This window comes from Kitasatospora sp. NPDC056181 (assembly GCF_042266225.1).
GTDB lineage: Bacteria > Actinomycetota > Actinomycetes > Streptomycetales > Streptomycetaceae > Kitasatospora.
The window spans coordinates 1-20,216 of sequence record NZ_JBHJUK010000012.1; the positions used below are offsets into that span (position 1 = coordinate 1).

At 73.9% G+C, this 20,216-nt stretch carries 19 protein-coding genes; 8 read left to right on the forward strand and 11 right to left on the reverse strand.

Features of this window, described 5'->3' with window-relative positions:
* The coding region (locus tag ACFC1F_RS07595) for a cobalamin biosynthesis protein (RefSeq protein ID WP_376156389.1) at positions 1-1,188 on the reverse strand (1,188 nt) is incomplete at its 3' end.
* Between the two features lie 267 nt (positions 1,189-1,455).
* Between ACFC1F_RS07595 and ACFC1F_RS07600 the strand changes: the two genes are divergently transcribed.
* The 4 genes from ACFC1F_RS07600 to ACFC1F_RS07615 all read left to right on the forward strand — a co-directional run bounded on the left by ACFC1F_RS07600 (position 1,456) and on the right by ACFC1F_RS07615 (position 5,729).
* Entirely contained in the window at positions 1,456-2,358 is a 903-nt protein-coding gene (locus ACFC1F_RS07600) for an alkaline phosphatase family protein (protein ID WP_376156390.1), read from the forward strand.
* 5 nt (positions 2,359-2,363) lie between these two features.
* Entirely contained in the window at positions 2,364-3,680 is a 1,317-nt protein-coding gene (locus ACFC1F_RS07605) for an MFS transporter (RefSeq protein WP_376156392.1), read from the forward strand.
* On the forward strand, positions 3,677-4,711 hold the full coding sequence (locus ACFC1F_RS07610; RefSeq protein WP_376156393.1) for a TolB family protein: 1,035 nt from the start codon (positions 3,677-3,679) through the stop codon (positions 4,709-4,711). The genes ACFC1F_RS07605 and ACFC1F_RS07610 overlap by 4 nt, the downstream gene beginning before the upstream one ends.
* An 85-nt stretch (positions 4,712-4,796) precedes the next feature.
* Complete coding sequence (locus ACFC1F_RS07615) at positions 4,797-5,729, forward strand: hypothetical protein (RefSeq protein ID WP_376156395.1); 933 nt, start codon at positions 4,797-4,799, stop codon at positions 5,727-5,729.
* Here the strand turns inward: ACFC1F_RS07615 and ACFC1F_RS07620 are convergent.
* Positions 5,699-6,448: a DUF4386 domain-containing protein gene (locus ACFC1F_RS07620; RefSeq protein ID WP_209411768.1), complete on the reverse strand. Its 750-nt coding sequence runs from the start codon at positions 6,446-6,448 to the stop codon at positions 5,699-5,701. The two genes, ACFC1F_RS07615 and ACFC1F_RS07620, sit on opposite strands and share 31 nt — an antisense overlap.
* A 118-nt stretch (positions 6,449-6,566) precedes the next feature.
* Between ACFC1F_RS07620 and ACFC1F_RS07625 the strand changes: the two genes are divergently transcribed.
* On the forward strand, positions 6,567-7,268 hold the full coding sequence (locus ACFC1F_RS07625) for a TetR/AcrR family transcriptional regulator C-terminal domain-containing protein (RefSeq protein ID WP_376156397.1): 702 nt from the start codon (positions 6,567-6,569) through the stop codon (positions 7,266-7,268).
* A gap of 154 nt (positions 7,269-7,422) precedes the next feature.
* Positions 7,423-8,088, forward strand: a complete 666-nt coding sequence (locus tag ACFC1F_RS07630) for a hypothetical protein (RefSeq protein WP_376156399.1) — start codon at positions 7,423-7,425, stop codon at positions 8,086-8,088.
* 24 nt (positions 8,089-8,112) lie between these two features.
* Here the strand turns inward: ACFC1F_RS07630 and ACFC1F_RS07635 are convergent, their stop codons facing one another.
* The 3 genes from ACFC1F_RS07635 to ACFC1F_RS07645 all read right to left on the reverse strand — a co-directional run bounded on the left by ACFC1F_RS07635 (position 8,113) and on the right by ACFC1F_RS07645 (position 11,213).
* Positions 8,113-8,622 carry a DUF3995 domain-containing protein gene (locus tag ACFC1F_RS07635; protein ID WP_376156400.1) on the reverse strand — a complete coding sequence of 170 codons (510 nt, stop codon included), beginning with the start codon at positions 8,620-8,622 and terminating at the stop codon, positions 8,113-8,115.
* A gap of 187 nt (positions 8,623-8,809) precedes the next feature.
* The gene (locus ACFC1F_RS07640) at positions 8,810-9,925 is read right to left on the reverse strand and encodes a hypothetical protein (protein ID WP_376156402.1); all 1,116 of its coding nucleotides are present in this window, start codon (positions 9,923-9,925) and stop codon (positions 8,810-8,812) included.
* Positions 9,926-10,127: 202 nt separating this feature from the next.
* Positions 10,128-11,213, reverse strand: coding sequence for an alpha/beta fold hydrolase (locus tag ACFC1F_RS07645; protein ID WP_376156404.1), 1,086 nt, complete (start codon positions 11,211-11,213; stop codon positions 10,128-10,130).
* A 115-nt stretch (positions 11,214-11,328) separates the two neighbouring features.
* Between ACFC1F_RS07645 and ACFC1F_RS07650 the strand changes: the two genes are divergently transcribed.
* Positions 11,329-12,054, forward strand: a complete 726-nt coding sequence (locus ACFC1F_RS07650; RefSeq protein WP_376156406.1) for a TetR/AcrR family transcriptional regulator — start codon at positions 11,329-11,331, stop codon at positions 12,052-12,054.
* 74 nt (positions 12,055-12,128) lie between these two features.
* Here the strand turns inward: ACFC1F_RS07650 and dacB are convergent, their stop codons facing one another.
* Together dacB and ACFC1F_RS07660 are read right to left on the reverse strand one after the other, a co-directional pair.
* Positions 12,129-13,691 carry a D-alanyl-D-alanine carboxypeptidase/D-alanyl-D-alanine-endopeptidase gene (gene dacB / locus ACFC1F_RS07655; protein WP_376156407.1) on the reverse strand — a complete coding sequence of 521 codons (1,563 nt, stop codon included), beginning with the start codon at positions 13,689-13,691 and terminating at the stop codon, positions 12,129-12,131.
* A 217-nt stretch (positions 13,692-13,908) separates the two neighbouring features.
* Entirely contained in the window at positions 13,909-15,135 is a 1,227-nt protein-coding gene (locus ACFC1F_RS07660; protein WP_376156409.1) for an FAD-dependent monooxygenase, read from the reverse strand.
* 106 nt (positions 15,136-15,241) lie between these two features.
* On the opposite strand from ACFC1F_RS07660, the gene ACFC1F_RS07665 reads away from it, so the two are divergent.
* On the forward strand, positions 15,242-15,847 hold the full coding sequence (locus ACFC1F_RS07665) for a TetR/AcrR family transcriptional regulator (RefSeq protein ID WP_209411778.1): 606 nt from the start codon (positions 15,242-15,244) through the stop codon (positions 15,845-15,847).
* Between the two features lie 3 nt (positions 15,848-15,850).
* Here the strand turns inward: ACFC1F_RS07665 and ACFC1F_RS07670 are convergent, their stop codons facing one another.
* The 4 genes from ACFC1F_RS07670 to cobO all read right to left on the reverse strand — a co-directional run bounded on the left by ACFC1F_RS07670 (position 15,851) and on the right by cobO (position 20,215).
* The gene (locus ACFC1F_RS07670) at positions 15,851-16,324 is read right to left on the reverse strand and encodes an OsmC family protein (protein ID WP_376156411.1); all 474 of its coding nucleotides are present in this window, start codon (positions 16,322-16,324) and stop codon (positions 15,851-15,853) included.
* A 231-nt stretch (positions 16,325-16,555) separates the two neighbouring features.
* Entirely contained in the window at positions 16,556-18,010 is a 1,455-nt protein-coding gene (locus ACFC1F_RS07675) for a M6 family metalloprotease domain-containing protein (protein ID WP_209411780.1), read from the reverse strand.
* Between the two features lie 206 nt (positions 18,011-18,216).
* A complete protein-coding gene (locus tag ACFC1F_RS07680; protein WP_376156413.1) occupies positions 18,217-19,590 on the reverse strand; it encodes a cobyrinate a,c-diamide synthase in 1,374 nt (457 codons plus the stop codon).
* A gap of 19 nt (positions 19,591-19,609) precedes the next feature.
* Positions 19,610-20,215 carry a cob(I)yrinic acid a,c-diamide adenosyltransferase gene (gene cobO, locus ACFC1F_RS07685; RefSeq protein ID WP_148642447.1) on the reverse strand — a complete coding sequence of 202 codons (606 nt, stop codon included), beginning with the start codon at positions 20,213-20,215 and terminating at the stop codon, positions 19,610-19,612.
* Position 20,216: the final 1 nt, after the last annotated feature.

Genomic DNA, 20,216 nt, shown 5'->3' on the forward strand with positions numbered 1-20,216 from the left:
CAACCTCCCAAAACACAGTTCGACCGCCACGCCGAAAGGTTCCCCGGAGGTGAACCGCCGGGCCGTCGGCTGCAGGAACCCGGCGGCCAGCGCCAACGCGCCCGGCTCGCCCACCGCCACCGACGCGCGCCGCAGCTCCGCCCCGGCGCGCGGGACGACCAGGTCGTGCTCCCCGGGGCCGAGGCCGATCACCGCGAGCCGCCCGCGCACCGCCGCCCGGGCGACCGCCACCGTCACCGTGGCCGACTTCTGCTTGCCCACCACGAGCTCGCCGCCCGGGGCGCTCGCCAGTGCCGCCGCCTCCGCCACGCTCGTCGTGCCGACCGCCTCGCCGACGGACGCCGACGGGTTCGGCACCGCGACGGCCGCGAGCTCGTCGGCCGGGTGCTCGTCGACCGGGAGGCCCAGCAGCTCGGCGGCCCGGCGGACGGCGGGGTGGTCGCCCTTGCCGGTCAGGGTCGCGAGCCGGGCGAGGTCGGAGGCGGGCAGCCCGGCCTCCAGCAGGGTGCGGTGGATCAACCGTGCCACCTCGGGCACCGCGGTCGCCTCGCGCAGGCCGACCCCGACGACCAGGCCGCCGGCGCGCACCCCGGGGGGCCGGGTCGTCAGCGGGGGGCAGGCGAGGACGTCCTCGTCCCACCCCGGGAGGTCGTGGTGTCCGACGGCGGACGGCCGGGCGGGGGCGGGTCGGCCCCGGTCACCGGTGATCACCGGGACGGTGCCGAGGAGGGCCGACACCTCGCCGGCCAGGTCGTCCGCGCCACCGTCGGGCCCGGTCAGGGACACCGCGAACCGGCGCTCGACGTCCACGCACACCACGCCGACCCCGTCGAGGCCGTCGAGGCCGCCGAGGCCGTCGCCCCGGTTCGGATCGACGGGCCGGCGGCGCAGCAACAGTCGTACGATCGAAGCGACGGGTGCGAAACAGACCAGCTGCCGACAGTCGCCCAGGGCGAGTTCCAGGAGTTCCTCCGGGCCGTGGAGGTCATGCTGCGCGCCGTCGTGCTCCGCGCCGTCGCACTGCGCGCCGTCGTGCTCCGCGCCGTCGCACTGCGCGCCGTCATGCGCCGCGCCGTCGTGCTGAGGGCCCTCGTGCCCCGCGCCGTACACCCGGCTGCCCGGCCACAGCCCGTGCAGAGCCCCGGCGAGCGGGTGACCCGCCTCATCGAGGGCCAGCAGCCCGATCACGTCGCGTTCCCTTCACCCGGTGGCCGCCCATGCGCCGCACAGCAGCCTTTCGCCGGCCGACGAAATCCCACCACGGTCGCGACGGGCGGGTCAATCGAGGCCCCTGTGACCTCCACCGCCCCCGGCGACGGCTGTTCGCCTGTTCTTCATGTTCCTTCTGCGGTCCCCGCCACCGCCGCGCTCCTACTGTTTGCGGCGCTCCAAACCCGGCACCCCACCGGGGTTCCCTGCCCGGGCCCCGGCACTTCCCGACGCACGGAGGACACCATGCCCTTCGCACGACTCCGCTCCACCGCCACCCGCCCCCGCCGCACCCTCACCGCCCTCGGCGCCGGCCTCGGCCTGGTCGCCGGCTCGCTCGGCCTCTGGGCGGCCACCGGCTCGGCCGCGCAGGCCGCGACCCTCCCCGCGCCCGACCACGTGGTCGTCGTCGTGCTGGAGAACCACGCGTACACGCAGGTCATCGGCAGCTCCAGCGCGCCGTACATCAACAACACCCTCAAGGCCGGCGGCGCCACCCTCACCCAGTCGTTCGGGATCACCCACCCCAGTGAGCCCAACTACTACCAGCTGTTCTCCGGCTCCAACCAGGGCCGCACGGACGACAGCTGCGTGTCGGTCGGCTCGATCTCCGCGCCCAACCTGGGCTCCGAGCTGATCGCCGCCGGCAAGACCTGGGGCAGCTACAACGAGGGCCTGCCGAGCCAGGGTTCGACGGTCTGTTCCAGCGGCAAGTACGCGCAGAAGCACAACCCGTGGTTCGGCTTCAGCAACGTGCCGACCAACACCGCGTACACCATGACGCAGTTCCCGACGAACTACGCCACCCTGCCGAAGGTCTCCTTCGTCGTGCCGGACCTCTGCAACGACATGCACGACTGCTCGGTCTCCACCGGCGACACCTGGGTCCAGAACAAGCTCGGCGCGTACGCGGCCTGGGCCAAGAACAACAACAGCATCCTCGTGCTCACCTTCGACGAGGACAACAAGCTCTCCGGCAACCGCATCCCCACCGTGTTCTACGGTGCGCACGTCACGCCGGGCGCCACCACCACCGCCACCACCTACAACCACTACAACGTGCTGCGCACCCTGGAGGACCTCGCCGGGCTGACCACCCACGCGGGCAACGCCGCCACCGCCGCCACCATCTCCGGCATCTGGAACTGACGCCGGTGTACGTCGCGGAATCCCGCAGCTCCAAGGCCCCCGTCGCCCCGGCCACCCGGCCGGGGCGGCGGGCGGCCGCCGCCGTGCCCGGCACCGTGCTGGTCCTGGGCACCGTCAGCCTGGTGACCGACGTCTCCTCGGAGATGGTCAGTGCGGTACTGCCGCTCTACCTGCTCACCGGGCTCGGCCTCTCCCCGCTCGGCTTCGGGCTGCTGGACGGCATCCAGAACGGGTTCAGCGCGCTGGTCCGGCTCGCCGGCGGCCACCTCGCCGACCGGCGCGGCGCGGACGGCGCGCCCCGGCACAAGGCGGTCGCGGCGGCCGGGTACGGGCTGTCGGCGCTCTGCAAGCCGCTGCTGCTGCTCGTCCACACCGTGCCGCTGATCGGTGCGGTGCTCGCCGTCGACCGCACCGGCAAGGGACTGCGCACCGCACCCCGGGACGCGATGATCTCGCTCGCCACCGAACCCGCCCACCGGGGACGGGCGTTCGGCGTCCACCGGGCGATGGACACGGCGGGCGCGCTGCTCGGACCGCTCACCGCGTTCCTGGTGCTCCGCCTGGCCGGCGGGCCGTTGCTCGCCGACGGCGGCGAACAGCACGGCTACAACGCGGTGTTCACGGTCAGTGCCTGTGTCGCGCTGCTCGGAGTGCTGGTGCTGCTGCTCTTCGTCCCGAGCCGCATCCAGGCTGACGAGACGTCAACGGCCGCCCCCGGGCTGCGTGACGGCCTCGCACTGCTGCGCCTTCCCGGCCTGCGCCGGCTGGCCCTGTGCGCGGTGCTGCTCGGCCTGACCACCGTCAGCGACTCCTTCCTCTACCTGCTCGTGCAGCGCCGGCTCGGCCTCGCGACCGACCTCTTCCCGCTCCTGCCGCTCGGCACCGCCGCCGCCTTCCTGCTGCTCGCCGTCCCGCTCGGCGCGCTCGCCGACCGGATCGGCCGCCGCCGGCTCTTCCTCGCGGGCCACGGCGTCCTGCTGCTGGCGTACGGGCTGCTGCTCTCGCCGCTGAGCGGGCTGCCGGTGGTGGTCTGCGTACTGGTGCTGCACGGCGGCTTCTACGCCGCGACCGACGGCGTACTGGCCGCCGCGGCCGCCGACGCCGTCCCGGAGGAGCAGCGCGGCGCCGGGCTGGCGCTGGTCGGGACGGGCCAGGCGCTGGCACGGTTCGCCTGCTCGCTGGCGTTCGGCGCGCTGTGGAGTGCGGTCGGCGGCACCGCCGCACTGGGCTGGTCGGCCGCCGCACTGGCCTGCTGCGTGGCCGGGGCCTCCTTCGTCCTCCGCGAACCCGATTCCCCCACCGACGCCGAGGTGCCTTCGTGACCCGACCGCTCCAGAACCGCACCAGGGTGCTGATCCTGCTCGTCGCCGTCCTGCTGCTCGGCACGGTCGGCACCGGCGCCGTGCTGTACGCGTCCGACCAGTCCGCCCGCAAGGACCAGGTGCAGCCGGGCGGTCCGGTGGTCACCCCGGGCCCGGTCTCCCTCCAGCCGGGTGCGGCCCGCACGCTGGTCTTCCGCAACATGGCCTGGGGCCCGCACCGCGACGAGCTCGCCACCGTCCCCGCCGGCCACCCGGACGGCCCGCGCACCTCCTCCGGCGTCCAGTGCCTGCGCTTCCACACGGCGGGCGGCACCGGCATCTGCCTCCAGGCCGAGCACGGCGCCTTGCAGGACACCTACCGCGCGGTCGTCCTCGACGACCACCTGAAGGAACTGCACTCCTTCCCGGCCGCCGGCATCCCCACCCGCTCCCGGGTCTCGCCCTCCGGTCACCTCGCCGCCTGGACGGTCTTCGTCAGCGGCGACTCCTACGCCGGCACCGACTTCTCCACCCGCACCTCGATCGTCGACGTCCGCGACTGGAACCTCCGGGAGAACCTGGAGGCCTTCGACCTGATCAAGGACGGCAAGCCGTACCGGGCGCCCGACGTCAACATCTGGGGCGTGACCTTCGCCGACGACAACGCCTTCTACGCGACCGCGGCCACCGGCGGCCAGACCTACCTCGTCCGCGGCGACCTCGCCGCCCGCACCCTCACCACCCTGCACCAGAACGTCGAGTGCCCCTCGCTCTCCCCGGACGGCACCCGGATCGCCTACAAGAAGCGCGTTCCCGGGGTGTCCGCCGACGCGCCCTGGCGGCTCTACGTGCTCGACCTCGCCACCATGACCGAGACCGCCACCGCGGAGCAGCGCAACATCGACGACCAGGCGGTCTGGTCCGACACGTCCACCCTGCTCTACGCGCTCCCCGGCGACTTCGGCGCCGACCTGTGGACGGTGCCGGCGGACGGCGGCGGCTCGGTCGTACGCCTGCTCGAAGCGGCTGTCGCCCCGGCCTATCCGGGCTGAAGGGGGCGGTTGGTACGACCCGGAACTTCAAGCGTAGGGTCCTCGTCGAGCAATGCGAGTGACGCGAGGCGGGGGAGCGGCAACGGTGAACGAAGCGGGGCGGCCTGCGCCGGAACGGGTGGTCAGCGACTCCTGGCCCGCGCTGCACGGGCGGCCGGTGCTGCGGCGGACGGTCGCGGTGGGCCTGGTGCTCACCATCGCGGTGCTGGCCGCCCTGGCCGTCCGGGGCGTCAACGCGCTCACCCTGGGGCGGGGCGCCATCGAGACCGACCGCGACCGTGCCGAGCTGCTGGCCGGCCTCCACCCCTCCCAGCACCCGGGCGCGGGCCGCTACTACGTACCGGTGGGCGCGGTGTACACCCGCCTCGCCGACGGAGCGCCGGTCGCCTACCTGCACTACCGGCTGAGCGGGGGCCAGGACGTCGGGCTCGGCGACTTCCTGCGGACGTACGACCTCCCCGCCCCGGGGCCGAGCGCCCCGCTGCCCGCCGACCTGGCGGCCGCCCTGGGCGGCGACGAGCCGGCGGAGGCCCTGGAGCTGGCCGACCCGTCCGTCTCCCTTTCTCCCTCGGCTGCGCCGACCCCGACCCCGACGCCGACGCTGATCACGCCGACGCCGACGCCTACAGCGACCCCGACCCCGACGCCGTCGGCCGAACCCACCGTGTCGGAGGCGCCGAGCTCGTCCTCGTCGCCGTGCACCGACGACGACGAGCCCACCGAGCAGGCCGATCCGGGCGTCTCCGAAACCCCTGCCGACGCCCGGCCCTCGACCGGCCTCCGCTCGGCGGACGACTCCCCGGCGCCCACCGACACCCCGACCCCCGCGCCCGCCGTGACGCCCACCCCCACCCCCACGCCCACCCCGGCGCCCAGCGACACCCCGACCCCGACCCCGGCCCCGACCTCCACGCCCGCCCAGGCCACCGCCGGCCGGCGGATCTACGTCTCCACCATCCCCAGCGGCCTCCCCGGCGCCGCCGACATCTACGTCCGCGCCACCGGCACCACCGGCTGACGCACGGGCCCGGCCGCCCGGACCACCGCCGCGGGGAGTTCCGCCGCCTCGTCCGCGGGGTCGGGGTGCTCCGCGAGCCCCTTGGTGATGAGTCGGAACGCGAGCGCCAGCTCCCAGGCGAACACCGGCAGCGCGGCGAGCGAGCCGGGGGTGGAGACCTGCGGGTAGACGCCGAACAGCACGGCGACCGCGGAGGCGCAGATCAGCGGGCCGCCGACCAGCCCCAGGACGGTGACGGCGCGCGGCACGAGCCTCGACCGGTGCAGCAGGAGGGCCAGGAGCAGCGAGTTCACGCCCAGCACGATGTCGGGCCCGAGCAGGAAGGCCCGGTCGTGGACGGCCACCATGGCCGCCGCGGCCGCTCCGGCGCCCGGCGTCCCCGCCGCGTCCTGGCGCAGGGTGAGGACGGACAGGACGCCGATGATGCCGACCGCGATGACGGCGGCCTCCAGCAGCCGGCCGCAGACGTAGCCGAGCGCCAGCGCCTCGTGCCTCCGGCGGAGCACCGGGAACAGGGCGACGGCGGTGCCGATCACGCCCACCAGGAGCACCACTTCGCACACCGCGCCCAGCGCCACCCGCCGGTCGGCGCCGTCGCCGGCCACGTACTCCGCGCCGTGCAGCGCCGGGCCGTAGAGCAGCAGCCCTGCGATCGCGGCGACCTCGGTCACGAGGAAGAACACCCCTGCGACCACGGCCGCCTTCCTGGTCGATGTCACCAGGACCCCCTCTCCAACGTTTCAGGTGTACGGCGTACACCTGGTGCTCACCGTAGGCGTACGCCGTACACTCGTCAAGGGGATCGGCCCCGCGACGGAGGACGGAGAGGGGATCGGGATGCCCGAGCAGGGGGCGGCCGCGCGCCGGGTCCCGTTGAGCAGGGACCGCGTGCTGCACACCGCGGTGGCGCTCGCCGACGGCGCCGGCATCGACTCGCTCAGCATGCGCCGGCTCGCCCAGGAGCTGGGCGTCGTGCCGATGGCGCTCTACAAGCACGTGGCCAACAAGGACGAGCTGCTGGACGGCATGGTGGACGCCGTCGTGGGCGAGGTCGACCCCCCGCTCGCCGGGGCCGGCTGGCGCGAGGCCGTCCGGCAGCGCGTCCTCTCGGCCCGCGCGGTGCTGCTCCGCCACCCCTGGGCGCCGCGTGTCATCGAATCGCGCCCCGGTCCGACGCCCGCCGTCCTCGGCTACCTCGACTCGATGGCCGGCCTGTTCCGCGGCGGTGGCCTCTCCGCCGACCTGACGCACCACGTGATGCACGCCATGGGCAGTCGGCTCCTCGGGTTCAGCCAGGAGCTGTTCGAGGCCGCGCCGAGCCCCGAGCCGGCCGCCGACCCCGCCGCACTGCGCGCCCTGGCCGGCGCCTTCCCGCACCTCGCGGAGATCGCCACCGCCGCGGCCCACGACGAGAGTTCGGTCGTCGGCCCCGGCTGCGACGACCGCTTCGAGTTCGAATTCGCCCTGGACCTCCTCCTGGACGGCTTCGAGCGGCTGCACCACCGGGGCTGGACCTCCGCGGACGGCCGGTCGTCCTGACGGTACGGCGGGACCTCGGCCTCCCCGCCCCGGTGTCACCCCGACGGCGTTCGACGGATCCGCGTTGCTACGGTCTCCAACGGCCCACCGGGGCGGGTCGGCGCCGGACGTCGGACGGGCCGACCTCCGGTGCGCGGGAAAGGCGGGTTGATCGGTGAAGCTGAGGACCACGGTCCACCGGGTGCGGACCGGCCGCGACGAGTACCGGGTGGTCAGCGCCACGGCGGGGGAGGGCCTGGCCGTGCTGTACGACGGCCCGTGGGAGATGCAGCTGTACGCCGACCGCGCGGGTGCACGCGACCTCGCGGCCGCCTGGGCACTCGCCGCACGCTCCCCGCGCTCGCTGATCCACCTTCCGCTGCGGGCCGACGCCGGCTCCCCGGGGCTGGAAGGCCAGGAGGCCGTCCCGCTGGACCTCGTGCTGCTCCACCACAGCCTGGGCTTCCCGCCGTCCCGCTGGAAGGAGGTGCGGGCGCGGCTGGGCAGGGGCGTGCCGCACACCGCGGACATCCCGGAGAGCGACTTCCCCGCCGAGGACGAGATCGACCACGAGCGCCGGCACTTCGCCGGCTGGCGCGACGAACTGCATTTCGCGGGCGCCGCACGGACGTTGTTCCTCACCGGCAGCGCGGAGGCGTTCCGCCGGACGGGGACGTCGGTCCGTTCGCTGGACACCGAGGCGGCAGCCGTGTTGGCCCGCTGGCCGAACCGCTCGCACTACTGCGTCACCCTGACCCACGGCTCCGGCAACCGGCCCGGCCGGGCGCCGAAGGGCGGCGTGCCGGGGCAGCTGCACATCGAGTACGTCCAGGAACGGTGAGGGCGGCGTCAGCCGATCCCGGCGTCACCCGATCCCGGCCGCGGTGGAGGCCAGCGACAGGACCAGCGCGCCGAGCCCGCCCGCCGCACCGAGCAGCCGCAGTCCACGACGGTCCTCGTTCCCGCGGGCGTACCGCACGGTGGCGGCGGCGAAGGCCAGCCCGCCGGCGACGAACCACGGCCCCCACAGGTACAGGTACCAGCGCGTCAGCCCCGCCAGGCCGGGCTCGACGGAGACCGCCCCGGCCTCGACCAGCACCCCGTGCACGACGAACAGCGAGCCGTGCCAGCCGAGCAGGACCGTCGCACCGCCCCCGCACAACGCCAGGAACCGCCCGGCCCGGACGCCGCGCGGCCGCGCCAGCCCGAGGCCGACCACCGCCCCGAACAGCTTGAGCAGGCCGGTGACCCAGAGCACGGCCAGGAACCACGGCACCCGGTCGCGGGCGAGCCTCACCAGCTCCGGCGCCACCGTCGACTCCGCACCGGCCGTGCCGCCCAGCGCCCAGACGAAGCTGGGCACCGCGAACAGCACCCCCCACACCACGACGGCGTACCCCGCCCACCGGCCCGCCCGCGGGCCCCGACGATCCCCCGGGCACACCGTTGCGTCCCCCGTAGCAGCCTTGGTCAGCATGGCTCCACCGTGCCGGACCGCGCCCCGCCGCGACCTCGTCCGTACGAACGAGACCATCCCCCCGGGGAGCCAGCCGGCCGAGCGCTCAGGCGGGGGTGGTGGTCCTGCGGGCGTACATCAGGTTCCCGGTGCCGTAGGCGAGGTGGGCGGTTCCGTCGTTGCCGAATGCCAGGGAGGGCCAGCCGTCGCCGGTCGTCACCGGCAGGCTGTTCCAGGAGTGGTCGGACGCGCGCTGGGCGAGCATGACCTGGCCGCTGTCGAGGTAGGCGATGAAGAGGTTGTCCCCGGGGCCGGCGGCCGCCGCGGGACGCCGGGGGCCCTTGGAGCCGTTGCCCTGGGCGACCAGCTCGATGGTCGGGGCCAACTCGCCGAAGCTCTTGACCCAGGCCTTGACATAGCCCTCGTGGCGGTCGGCGTACGCCACCAGCATGTGGAAGAAGGTGCCGCGGGCCATGGAGACGCTCTCGACGCCGCGGACGGAGTGGTCGATCACCGTGCTGGTGAACTCCGGGGGCGGCCACGGGGGATCGCCCTCCACCACCGTGGGCTTGACCGACGCCAGCTTGAGCGGCTCGGGGAAGGGGTCGGTGCCGTCGTTGACACCGACGACGTAGGCGATCGTGAGGGAGTCGCTGCTGTCGTAAGCCAGCGACACGCCGGCCCTCGTCGCGCTGGGCGACGGGTCGGCCGTACTGAACTGCCACGGGCCGTTGTTGGGCTTCAGTGCGACGACCAGGTGGTCGTCCGGGTGGGAGTCGCGGTAGGCGATGGCCGGCATGTCGAACCAGCCGGGGTCGGCCCCCAGACCCGTTCCCAGGCGCCGGTAGAGCTGCATGGAGACGTTGCTGACGCCGTTGAAGAAGATCCCGCCCCCGGTGGGGACCTCTTCGAACGACCAGGTGCCACCGGTTCGGACGGCGTGGACCGCGTGGGTGGTGCGGCCGTCCGTGTAGGCGAGGTGCGGGATGTCGTGGGCGTCGATCCCGATGCTGATCCGCGCACCGTCGTCCAGACCGGCGCCGCCGGTGTCCTCGTGCGTCCACTGGCCGTTCTGCCTGCGCGCGACCATGACGGCGTTGCGGTTCTGCCTCCGCGCGAGGTAGACGACGGCGGGCTCGCCGCTGCCGTCCAGGGTGAGGAAGGACTGCCCGAGGACGTTGCCGGAGTCGTCGGCGGTCTCGATGGCGAACTGACTGGTCACGGCAGTCCTCCCTTGGCGGGTGAACAGGGACGGGCTTCGCCGAGAAGAGGACGGCGTGGTCCTGCCGTTAGGGCCGTTTTCCACGCTAGTCCCGCCCGTGCGTGCCCGCACTGCAGATGGTCCGGCGCCCGCACCCGCGGACGGTCCGGCGTGCACGCCGGACCGATGTCCCGTCCGCCCGTCGCGGCCGGGGCGTCGGCGTTCACCGGCAGGAGGCCCGGGGGCCGACGGTGACGACAGGCCGCACCTTGGTCAGCATCAGGTCGAGGAACCGGTCGGGGTGCAGGAACGACGCGAAGTGGGCGGCGTCCTCGATGAGGGCGAAGTCCTTGACCGGGGCCTGGACGTCGTCGTGGAAGCGCCTGGCGCGGTCGGTCGGGGTGAGGACGTCCTGGTCGCCCTGGAAGATGAAGAACGGCAGGTCGAAGCGGGTGCCGTCGGCCCAGTCGTCGAAGCCTGCGGTGGCGGGGAGGATCTGCTCGGAGAGCTTCATGCCCTTGCCGAGGGTTCCCAGCTCGCCCAGCGAGTGCAGCGGGGAGAACCAGAGCGACTTCATGACCACGGACTTCATGGTCCGGAAGGTCAGCGGGTCGGTGGTGGCGACGATCTTGGAGTAGGCGCCGTGCTGCTCGGCGGTCCAGGTGCGCGGGTCGGGGCCGATCTCCTCGACCGCGGCGATCTCCTTGCGCTTGCCGGCGGCGTGCAGCCGGGTCAGCAGGGCCCGGCGGGCGGAGGTGTCGCGGCCGCCGTCGTGGATGTTCTGGTCGGTGCCGACGTAGGCGCTGTAGCGGTCGGGGTACTGGCGGGCCAGGCGCAGCCCGAAGGTGCTGCCGAAGGAGCTGGCGACCAGGACGACCCGGTCGACGCCGAGCCGGGTGCGCACGTGGTCGGTGACCTCGACGGCGTCCGCGTACATCCGGGCGAAGCTCAGTTCGCCCTGGCCGTCGGCGCCGGAGCGGCCGAGGGTCTTGCCGGTGCCGCGCATGTCCCAGCGGACGACGGTGAAGTGCTTCTCCCAGGCCCGGGTGCGCGGTCCGTAGATCGCGTTGGAGGCGCCGGGCCCGCCGTGGATCTCCAGCATCACCGGGTTGTCGCGGTCCTCGCCGCGGACGGAGACCCACTGCTCGATGCCGCCGATGCGGACGAAGCCCTGCTCGTCGATGCCGTTCGGCGTGTCGATCCGCAGGAGGCGGGCGCCGGCGGCCTGCCGGAGGCGGCGGTGCCCCAGGGCGCCGGCGACGGGCGTGGCGATGGCGGCGGCGGAGGCGATGAGAACGGCGGCGATCACGGTTACTCCCCTGAACTGTGTATCGGTTACGCAATTGAGTGTATGTTATACACAGTTCTGAAAGGGCGTCAATCGCCCGCCGGAAGCACCACCGGAACCACCGAGGAGGACCCGCATGGCCGGGAGCCGGGAGAAGAAGCGCGACCCGAAGGCGAGCCTGGCCCTGCTGTGGGGCGAGCAGGACCAGCCCCGTCGCGGGCCGAAGCCCTCACTGACCGCCGGGCGCATCGTCGACGGTGCCGTCCGGATCGCCGACGCGGAGGGGCTGGACGCGGTCTCGATGCAGCGGATCGCCGCCGAACTCGGCGTCACCACCATGGCGTTGTACCGGTACTTCCCCGGCAAGGCCGAGCTGGTCGACCTGATGGTCGACTCCGCCCTCGGCGCGCCCCCCGAGGTCATCGGCCACCAGGACGGCTGGCGCCCCCGGATGACCGAATGGGCCCGCCAGTGCTGGGCGCTGTACCGCCGCCACCCCTGGATCCTGGCGGCCACCGGCATGCGCCGGCAGCTCATGGGGCCCAACCAGCTCGCCTGGATGGACGCCGCGTTGGCCGCCCTGGCCCCCACCGGGCTCTCCGCGGTGCAGCGGCACGACACCGTGCTGCTGATCATCGGCCACATCCGCAACCTCGCCCAGCAGCTCGTCGACGCGGACGAGGAGGGCGGCGAGGAGTGGAACCGGCTCGCCGGCGAGGTCCTGGAGCGCCACGGGCACCGGTTCCCCGCGCTCAGCGCCACCATCGCCGCCGGGGGCTTCGCGCCCCAGGGCAGTGACCCGCTCGACTTCGGCCTGGAGCGCATCCTGGACGGGGTCACCCCGCTGGCCGACCGGGGCTGAAGCCGGCCGCAGCGAGAGGGGCCCCTGGAAACCGGAGCGGTTTCCAGGGGCCCTCGTCGTTCAGCGGCGGTGCGTCAGGATCGCGCCTCGGCCTGCTCCTGGAGGAGGCCGGCGATCCGGTTCAGGTCGTTGACGACGTCGAAGAAGGTGTTGATGTCCTGCGTCGAGGCGCCGTTCACGGCCAGGTAGAAGGTGTGCAGCCGGCCGTGGCCCGCGGCGAGGTAGCCGCCGAGCGTCTCGGCGCCGATGGCGAGCCGCTGGTTGACGGCGTCGAAGCCGGCCACGGTGCCGGGTTTGGCCCACACCTTGCCCTTGCCCGGGCAGGTGGGGCAGCCCGCGCAGGCGAAGGCCAGTGAGCCGTCCACCCCGAGGATCGGCAGCGCCTCCCGGAAGCGGGTCGCCTCGGGCGTCCCCTGCCAGTAGTGCAGGATCTCGTTCTCCACGTCGGGCGTGACCCGGTCCACCGGGTTGCCGCCGCGCCCGTCGAGCAACTGCACCTTGGTCGGGTCGATCCCGGCCTGGATCAGGAAGTCCCTGAGGGCGGCGAAGCCGTCCTTGCACTGGTGGCTGCCGGTCGTGACGGCCATCAGGCAGATCCCGAGGTTGGCCCCGAGGTTGTGGCTGACCTTCAGGATCAGCCGCGCGTACTCGGCGTAGACGGGGGAGACGTACGCGGCGACGCGTTGCGTGCCGTCGTAGGAGTCCGGCAGCAGGCCGACCGGGTTCGGCCCGGTCGGCGGGGCGGTGACGGTGACGCCGGCCCGGGCGAGCGCCTCGATCAGCGCGGTGCGCCCGAAGGCGTTCGGGTCCTGGACCTGGGAGACCCGCAGCGTCGGCTGGGCGTCGGCCGCGATGGTGCCCGACAGGGTGATGTGGGTGCCGTCGGGCGAGGCGGAGACGTCGATGCTGGTCGTTCCGCCCGCCGCGACCGTCTGCACCGTCGACTCCACCTGGTACGGCGCGACCTGCGGCCGCCAGCTGAGCTGCGCCGGCTGACCGGGGGTGGTGGCGGTGGTCAGCAGGTCGATGAGGTTGTCGTTGATGATCAGCGGGGTCGGGGTCGGGTCCAGTCCGGCGTCGGGAGCGAACAGCCGTGGGTCGACCGCGACGTCCCCGTGGACCTCGGTGATGCCCGACGCGCGGACCTGGCCGGCGATCTCGTTCAGCCCGGCGAGCGGGTTCTCGGGTGTGAGCGTGGCGCCCGGGAGGTCGTTGGCGTAGGTGTGGTCGATCGGGGTGAAGTCGACGGAGCCGTCCGGCTTGGTCCGGCCGCCCATGGTGAGGTCGCCCTGCGCGACCATGGCCAGCGTGCCGTCCAGTACCGATCCGCTGCGGCTGCCGACGGCCTGCACGGGGGTGGTGAACCGGTGTTCCCCGCCGAGCGTGTGCCAGGTGCCCGAGACGCTGACCAGCTTGGCCGTCGAACCGGGGATGAAGAACTGGTTCGGGTACTGGGAGTGGATCACCTCCCCGGTCGTGTCGTCGATCTCCAGCAGCCCCCACTGCGCGTGCTCGTAGGCCGGCTTGCCCATGATCGCCAGGATGTCCGGGCTCAGCCCGTCCTCGTGCCGCGGCGCGGCCTCCGCCGGTCCGGCGGACACGACGGTGGCCGCCGTCGCGGTGACGACGGCGGCCACGGCACGCCAACCTCGCGCAAGCGCTCTCGATCTCATGGACCCACCTCTTCCGGGCGGACAGCGGCCGCCCTGACGACTGCTCAGCCCGAGAGGGATACCGCCCCGCCCTTCCCGCCGAATCCCCCGCTAGGCCGTTCACCTGCATGCTTCATCCGTCCGGGATCTTCGGCCGGGGAGACCGGCTGCGACGCCGGACGCTGCGGGCGGGCCGTGCCGGTCAGGGGGATCCCGGCGCCCCGAGGTGGGAGGTGCGGTCGGCGTTGTCGGGCACGGCCGGGGGGTGCCAGTCGTAGGTCGCGCCGGCCCGGCTCAGGAGGACGCGGTCGGGGAGGAGTCCGGCGACGGTGAGGACGGTGTCGCGGAGCAGGACGGCGAGCGGGGAGCGGCGGGCGACCAGGGCGCCGATGCGGCGGGAGCCGGCGGCGATGGCGGTGGTGCGGGACAGGCGGGCGGCGGTGTAGGCGGGGAGGCTCGCGGCCGGGTCCGTGCCGGGGGCGATGCCGGCGGCCAGGACCACCGCGTCCTCGATCGCCTGGCAGGCGCCCTGGCCCTGGAACGGGCACATCGCGTGGGCGGCGTCGCCGAGCAGGGCGACCCGGCCCCGGTGGTGGGCGGGCAGGGGGTCGGCGATCTCCCAGACGTCGTGCCGGAGCACCTCGGCCGGGTCGGCGGAGGCGAGGAGCGCGGGCACGGGGGCGCACCAGTCGCCGTAGCGGCGCAGCAGTTCGGTCCGCTCGTCGCCGTCCGCGGCGCGCGCACCGGCGGGGGCGAGCGCGGCCCCGTACACGTAGACCCGGCCGTCGGCGAGGGGGACGACGCCGACGAGGCAGCCGCGGCCCCAGACCTCGCCGACGGCGGACGGCGCGCGCGGCGGCTCGGCGACGATCGTGCGCCAGGTGGTGAAGCCGGAGTAGCGCGGGCCCGGGTGCCGGGGGAAGAGCAGGGCGCGGGAGGCGGAGCGGATGCCGTCGGCGGCGACGACCAGGTCGGCGTCCTGCTCGCCGTCTCCGCTGCGGACCACCGCGGGCCGGGAGGCGGAGCCCCGGTCGACCAGCTCCGCGGGAGAGCCGGTGCGGACGGCGCCGGCCGGGAGGGCGTCGGCGAGCGCATCGATCACGGCGGCGCGCGGGACGGCGATCACCTTCTCGCCGAAGTGCGCCTCCATGGCGTCGGTGCCGGTGCGGGCGAGCCAGCGGCCGGAGGGGTTGCGCAGGCCGACGGCGGGGTGCGGGGTGGCGAGGGCGCGCAGCCGGTCGCCGACGCCGAGCCGGTCGAGGGCGCGGAGCGCGTTGGGGGCGAGGGCGAGGCCCGCACCGACGGGTTCGAGCGAGGCGGCGCGTTCGTGGACGGTGACGGTGACGCCCCGACGGTGGAGGGCGAGGGCGGCGGCCAGTCCGCCGATCCCGCCGCCGATGACGACGGCTCGCGGCTCTGCCTGGTCCATGGGGACTCCCCTTTCGAACTACATCTGTAGTTTCGCTGTCGGGAGCACCGTACTACAGCTGTAGTGAAATTGGGCGCATCTCCCGGAACCCGCGAGGATCGGACCCATGACACCCCCGCGTCCGATGCTGATCGCCGACACCGCCATTGCCCTGATCGCCGAGCGCGGCCTGCGCGGACTGACCCACCGTGCGGTGGACGAGGCGGCCGGACTGCCCCCCGGCTCGACCTCCAACCTCGCCCGGACCCGGGCGGCCCTCCTGGAGCTGGCGCTGACCCGGATCGCGGAGCGGGAGTCGCCGGGCGTTCTCGCGTCGGCCGCACAGGCCGTACCGGTGGCACCGGCCGCCCCGGAGGCCCTGCCGCGCGACCTGCTCGCCCAGGTCGCCGCCGATGCCGTGCACCAGGCGCTGACGGCCGGCCGCGCGCTCACCGTGGCACGCTTCGAACTTGCCCTGGAAGCCACCCGTCGCCCCGAACTGCGCGCCGTCTACGACCGGTTGGGCGCGGGCTTCGTCGACTTCGCGGTCTCCGCGCTGGAGCGCTGCGGCTCCCGGGCACCGGAGGCGGACGCTCGCCGGCTGGTCCGCTGGTGCGAGGGCGTACTGATCAACGGGACGGCCGGCAGTGGTCACGGCCGTACGCCGGGGCCGGCCGAGCTGCGCGAGGAGGTGGCGGTCTACCTCGCCGCGCTGCTCGACCGGGAGGCGTAGGGACTACGCGGCGGCGACCGTCACCACGGCCTCGTGCCGCACCGGGAAGTTCACCGAGGCGGCGATGAAGCACGCCCGGTGTGCGTCGTCGTGCAGGGCGAGCGCCTTCTCCGTCATCTCCTCCGAGGCGACCTCGATCCGGGGCCGCAGCACCGCCTCGGTGAAGTGCCCGCCGCCCGCCGTCTGCTCCATGGTGCCGAGCGGGCGGTCCACGTAGGACGTCACCACGACGCCGTTCACCGCGCACTGGTGCAGGTACGACAGCATGTGGCACTGGGAGAGTGCGGCGAGCTGGAGCTGCTCGGGGTTCCAGCGGGCCGGGTCGCCGCGGAAGGCGGGGTCGGACGAGCCGGGGATGGTCGGGAGCCCCTCGCCGGCCACCTCGTGGGAGCGCTCGTACGAGCGGTAGTCGCTGGTGCCGGTGCCCCGGTTGCCGGTCCAGGTGATCTCGGCGGTGTAGGTGTGCTGCCTGGCCATGGAGTGTGCCTCTCCGCTCGGGGGTACTGGTGGCCAGTCAACCGCACCTTCGCCGAGGGAGGTTGGGCGGGTCGCCGCGGCGGCGCCCGTGCCCGGACCGCCGCGGTCCGTGCCCGTGCCCGGACCGCCGTCGGCCGCACTGCCGCCACCCCGGCGGGGCCTCCGCCGGGGCAGTGCGGTGCGGTCGGCGCCCGGAGGCGCCCTCCCGGAGCGGGCCCGGGTTCGCGGGTCTCACTCGATGGTGACGTCCACCTGCATCTGGTCCGCCCCCGCCGTACCGGCGATGTCGAGGGTGATGCCGGTCCAGGTGCCGTCCGCCTCGTTGAGCGCCGGGACGGTGTGCTGTCCGATGCTGCTGTTGCCGAGCGCCGGGTAGAGGTCGGTCGGGTCGCCGCGGTTGCCGGTGCCGAAGATCTTCGCGAGGTCGCGCCGGCCGTCGGCCTGCATCAGCTCGATGGCGAGGTGGTGTTCGTCGTTCACGTTGTCGATGGCCTCGTCCACTACGTAGGCGGCGATGCCCTCGTCGGGCAGGAAGCTGTCCTGGCCGCGCTTGCGGCGGTACTCGACGATGACGTACTGGCTCTCCTTCATCCGCTGGGGGTTACGGACGAACAGCAGCTCGCCGCCCTCGGCGACGGGCCGCAGCGCGATGCCGTGGGTGGTGCCGGCGACCTCCTGGGGGACGGTCCAGCCGTGGAACATCCGGAGCATGCCGTTCGGGAAGACCGGGGTGATCCCGTCGTTGCCCCAGGAACCGGCCGCCATCAGGCAGTAGTTGCCGAGGCCGTTGGAGGTGGTCGCCTGGAGGGAGCCGGTGTCGTAGAAGTCGGCCCAGCGGGCGGCCAGGTGGCCCCACTCGTGGGCGCAGACGCCGACCGCGCAGTCCTCGGGGACGGTCAGGAAGGTCTGGACCCGCAGGTTGGGCGCGACGTCGACGCCGTGCACGTCGGGCGGGTTCCACTTGAGGCTCCAGATGTCGCCCGGCTGGCCGGTCTGTTCGGCGCCGGCGCCCGCGTGGACGATGAACAGCGCGGTGACGAGGTGCTCGCCGAGCGCGTCGAAGCCGGCGGTGAAGTCGATGCCTTCGGCGCGGGCGAGTGCCAGGGCGTCGGCGGCCAGGCCCTGCGAATTGCGGGGCGGGTTGCCCATGCCGGACTGGTCGTCGGCGTAGAAGGAGATCGGGTGCGGCAGCCGGAACCAGCCGTGGACCTCGCCCTGGACGTCGATGCCGCCGGCGGCCGGGTTGGCCGGGTCGAAGCCGCTCACCCGGTGGTAGAAGTCGCGCATCGAGCCGGTGGCGAAGGTGTCGGCGCTGAACAGCATCTGCTCGTAGTGGCCGACGGTGTGGTCGGGGCTGTGCGGGAGGTCGGGGAAGTCGACCAGCAGGACGAGGGTGCGGATCTCGCCCGCGAGCTGCTTGGCCGGACGGGTGATCAGCTGGGCCCCGGTACTGGGGCCGGGGCGGACGGCGCCGTCGTCGAGGCCGATGACGTTCTCACCGCGCCGCCGGGAGCGCCAGACGTAGTAGTACTGCTCGAACGTGACGTCCGCCGGAAGCCGCCGGTTCTCGACGAGGTCCTGGTAGCGGGCGCGGAGTTGGGCGAGGGCCTTGGGTGACATCGGCACCGGGCAGGGATGGCGGTCGTCGTGGGGACGGTGATGCAGCGGGGTTAAGGTGTGACGCATCGTGACGGCTCCTTCGAGCCAGCCCACGCGCGGGGGCACCGTCGGCGGCCCCGTCGGGTGGGCGGTCGCCGGCAATCGGTCGGCTCGCCAAGGGGCGGTCGGGTCTGGCCGGGGCCGGTTGCGAAATGGGCGATATGCGGTTATCAGTCCCTATTCTGACGCTCCGGACGGGGAAAGCACCAGACCCGAAGGCCCGTCGGTTCCGCTCAGCCCGCCCGGTGCGCCGCGGCCGCCGCCGCGAACGAAGCGGCGAGCTGCGGAGATCCCGCCCAGTGCAGGTGCAGATACGAAGCGTGAACGTTGCCGAGGGTGCCGCCGGCGAAACCCTCGGTGTGCGGTCCGGCCGGAAGTCGCCAGCCCCAGGCGGGCCGTTCGCCCGCCGCCGGCTCGCAGGCCGTGCGGTGGAACTCGTGCCCGCGCAGCCGGGTGCCGGCCGGCGCCAGCGGCGAGTCGTGCAGCGCCACGGCCTCGCGGTACCCGAGGGTCAGCCGCTCGGTCATCCGGGCCGACGTCTCCAGCACGCCGCACATCGGCAGGCCGTCCAACTCCCGCCCGAGGTAGAGCAGTCCGGCGCACTCGGCGGCGATCGGCGCACCCGAGGCGGCGAACGCGGCGATCGCCGTGCGCAGTTGCGCGTTCGCGCTCAGTTCCCGGACGTACAGCTCGGGGAAGCCGCCGCCGATCACCAGGCCGGCCGTGCCCGCGGGCAGCGCGTCGGCGTGCAGCGGGTCGAACGGGACCACCTCGGCGCCGGCCGCGGTGAGCAGCTCGGCGTTCTCGGCGTACGAGAACGAGAACGCGGCGCCGCCGGCCACCGCGATCCGGGGCGCGCCGGGGACCGGGGCGACCTCGGCGGCCGCGTCCCAGGGCGCGGCGTCCAGCGGGGGAGCGGTCCGGGCCAGCGCCAGCACCGCGTCCAGGTCCACCGAGGCGGCGACCAGTGCACCCATGTCGGCCACGGCCTTCAGGGCCTCCGCCGAGCGCTCCACGGCCGGGATCAGGCCGAGGTGGCGGGACGGCGTGGCGACCGCCGCCGAGCGCCGCACCGCGCCCAGCACGGGCACGCCGGAGCCCTCCTCCAGCGCCTCGCGGAGCAGCAGCTCGTGCCGGTCGGAGGCGACCCGGTTGAGGATCACCCCGGCCAGCCGGACCTCCGGGTCCCAGGAGGCGAAGCCGTGCACCAGCGCGGCCACCGAGCGGGACTGCGAGGAGGCGTCCACCACCAGCACCACCGGTGCCCGCAGCAGCTTGGCCACGTGCGCGGTGGACGCCAGCTCCCCGCGCCCCGAGGCGCCGTCGAACAGCCCCATCACGCCCTCGACCACCGCCACGTCCGCCCCGGCCGCGCCGTGCAGGAAGAGCGGCGCGATCCGCTCCGGCCCGCACATGAAGGCGTCCAGGTTGCGGCCCGGACGGCCGGCGGCCAGCGCGTGGTAGCCCGGGTCGATGTAGTCCGGGCCGACCTTGTGCGGCGAGACCGCCAGCCCGCGCGCGGCGAGCGCGGCGATCAGGCCGGTGGCGACGGTGGTCTTGCCGGAGCCGGAGGACGGCGCGGCGACGACGAGGCGGGGGATGTTCACGTTCTCCAGGCTTCCCGGGCTACCACTCGATACCGCGCTGGCCCTTGCGGCCGGCGTCCATGGGGTGCTTGACCTTGGTCATCTCGGTGACCAGGTCGGCGAAGCCGGTCAGCGCCTCGGGCGCGTACCGGCCGGTGATGACGACGTGCTGGCTGCCCGGCCGGTCCTTCAGCACGGACACCACCTCGTCCGGGTCGACCCAGCCCCAGTGCATCGGGTAGGTGAACTCGTCCAGCACGTAGAAGCGGTAGGTCTCGGCGGCGAGGTCGCGCTTGACCTGCTCCCAGCCCTCCTTGGCCGCCGCCTCGCTGTCCATCTCCATCTCGGAGGAGCGCTGGATCCAGGACCAGCCGGAGCCCATCTTGTGCCAGGCGACGGTGCCGCCCTCGCCGGAGGCGCCGAGCACGCGCAGCGCGTTCTCCTCGCCGACCTTCCACTTGGCGGACTTCACGAACTGGAACACCCCGACGGGCCAGCCCTGGTTCCAGGCGCGCAGCGCCATGCCGAACGCGGCGGTGGACTTGCCCTTGCCGGGGCCGGTGTGCACGGCCGTGATCGGCAGCGTACGGCGCTGACGGGTCGTCAGGCCGTCCTCGGGAACGCTCTCGGGAACACCCTTGGGCATG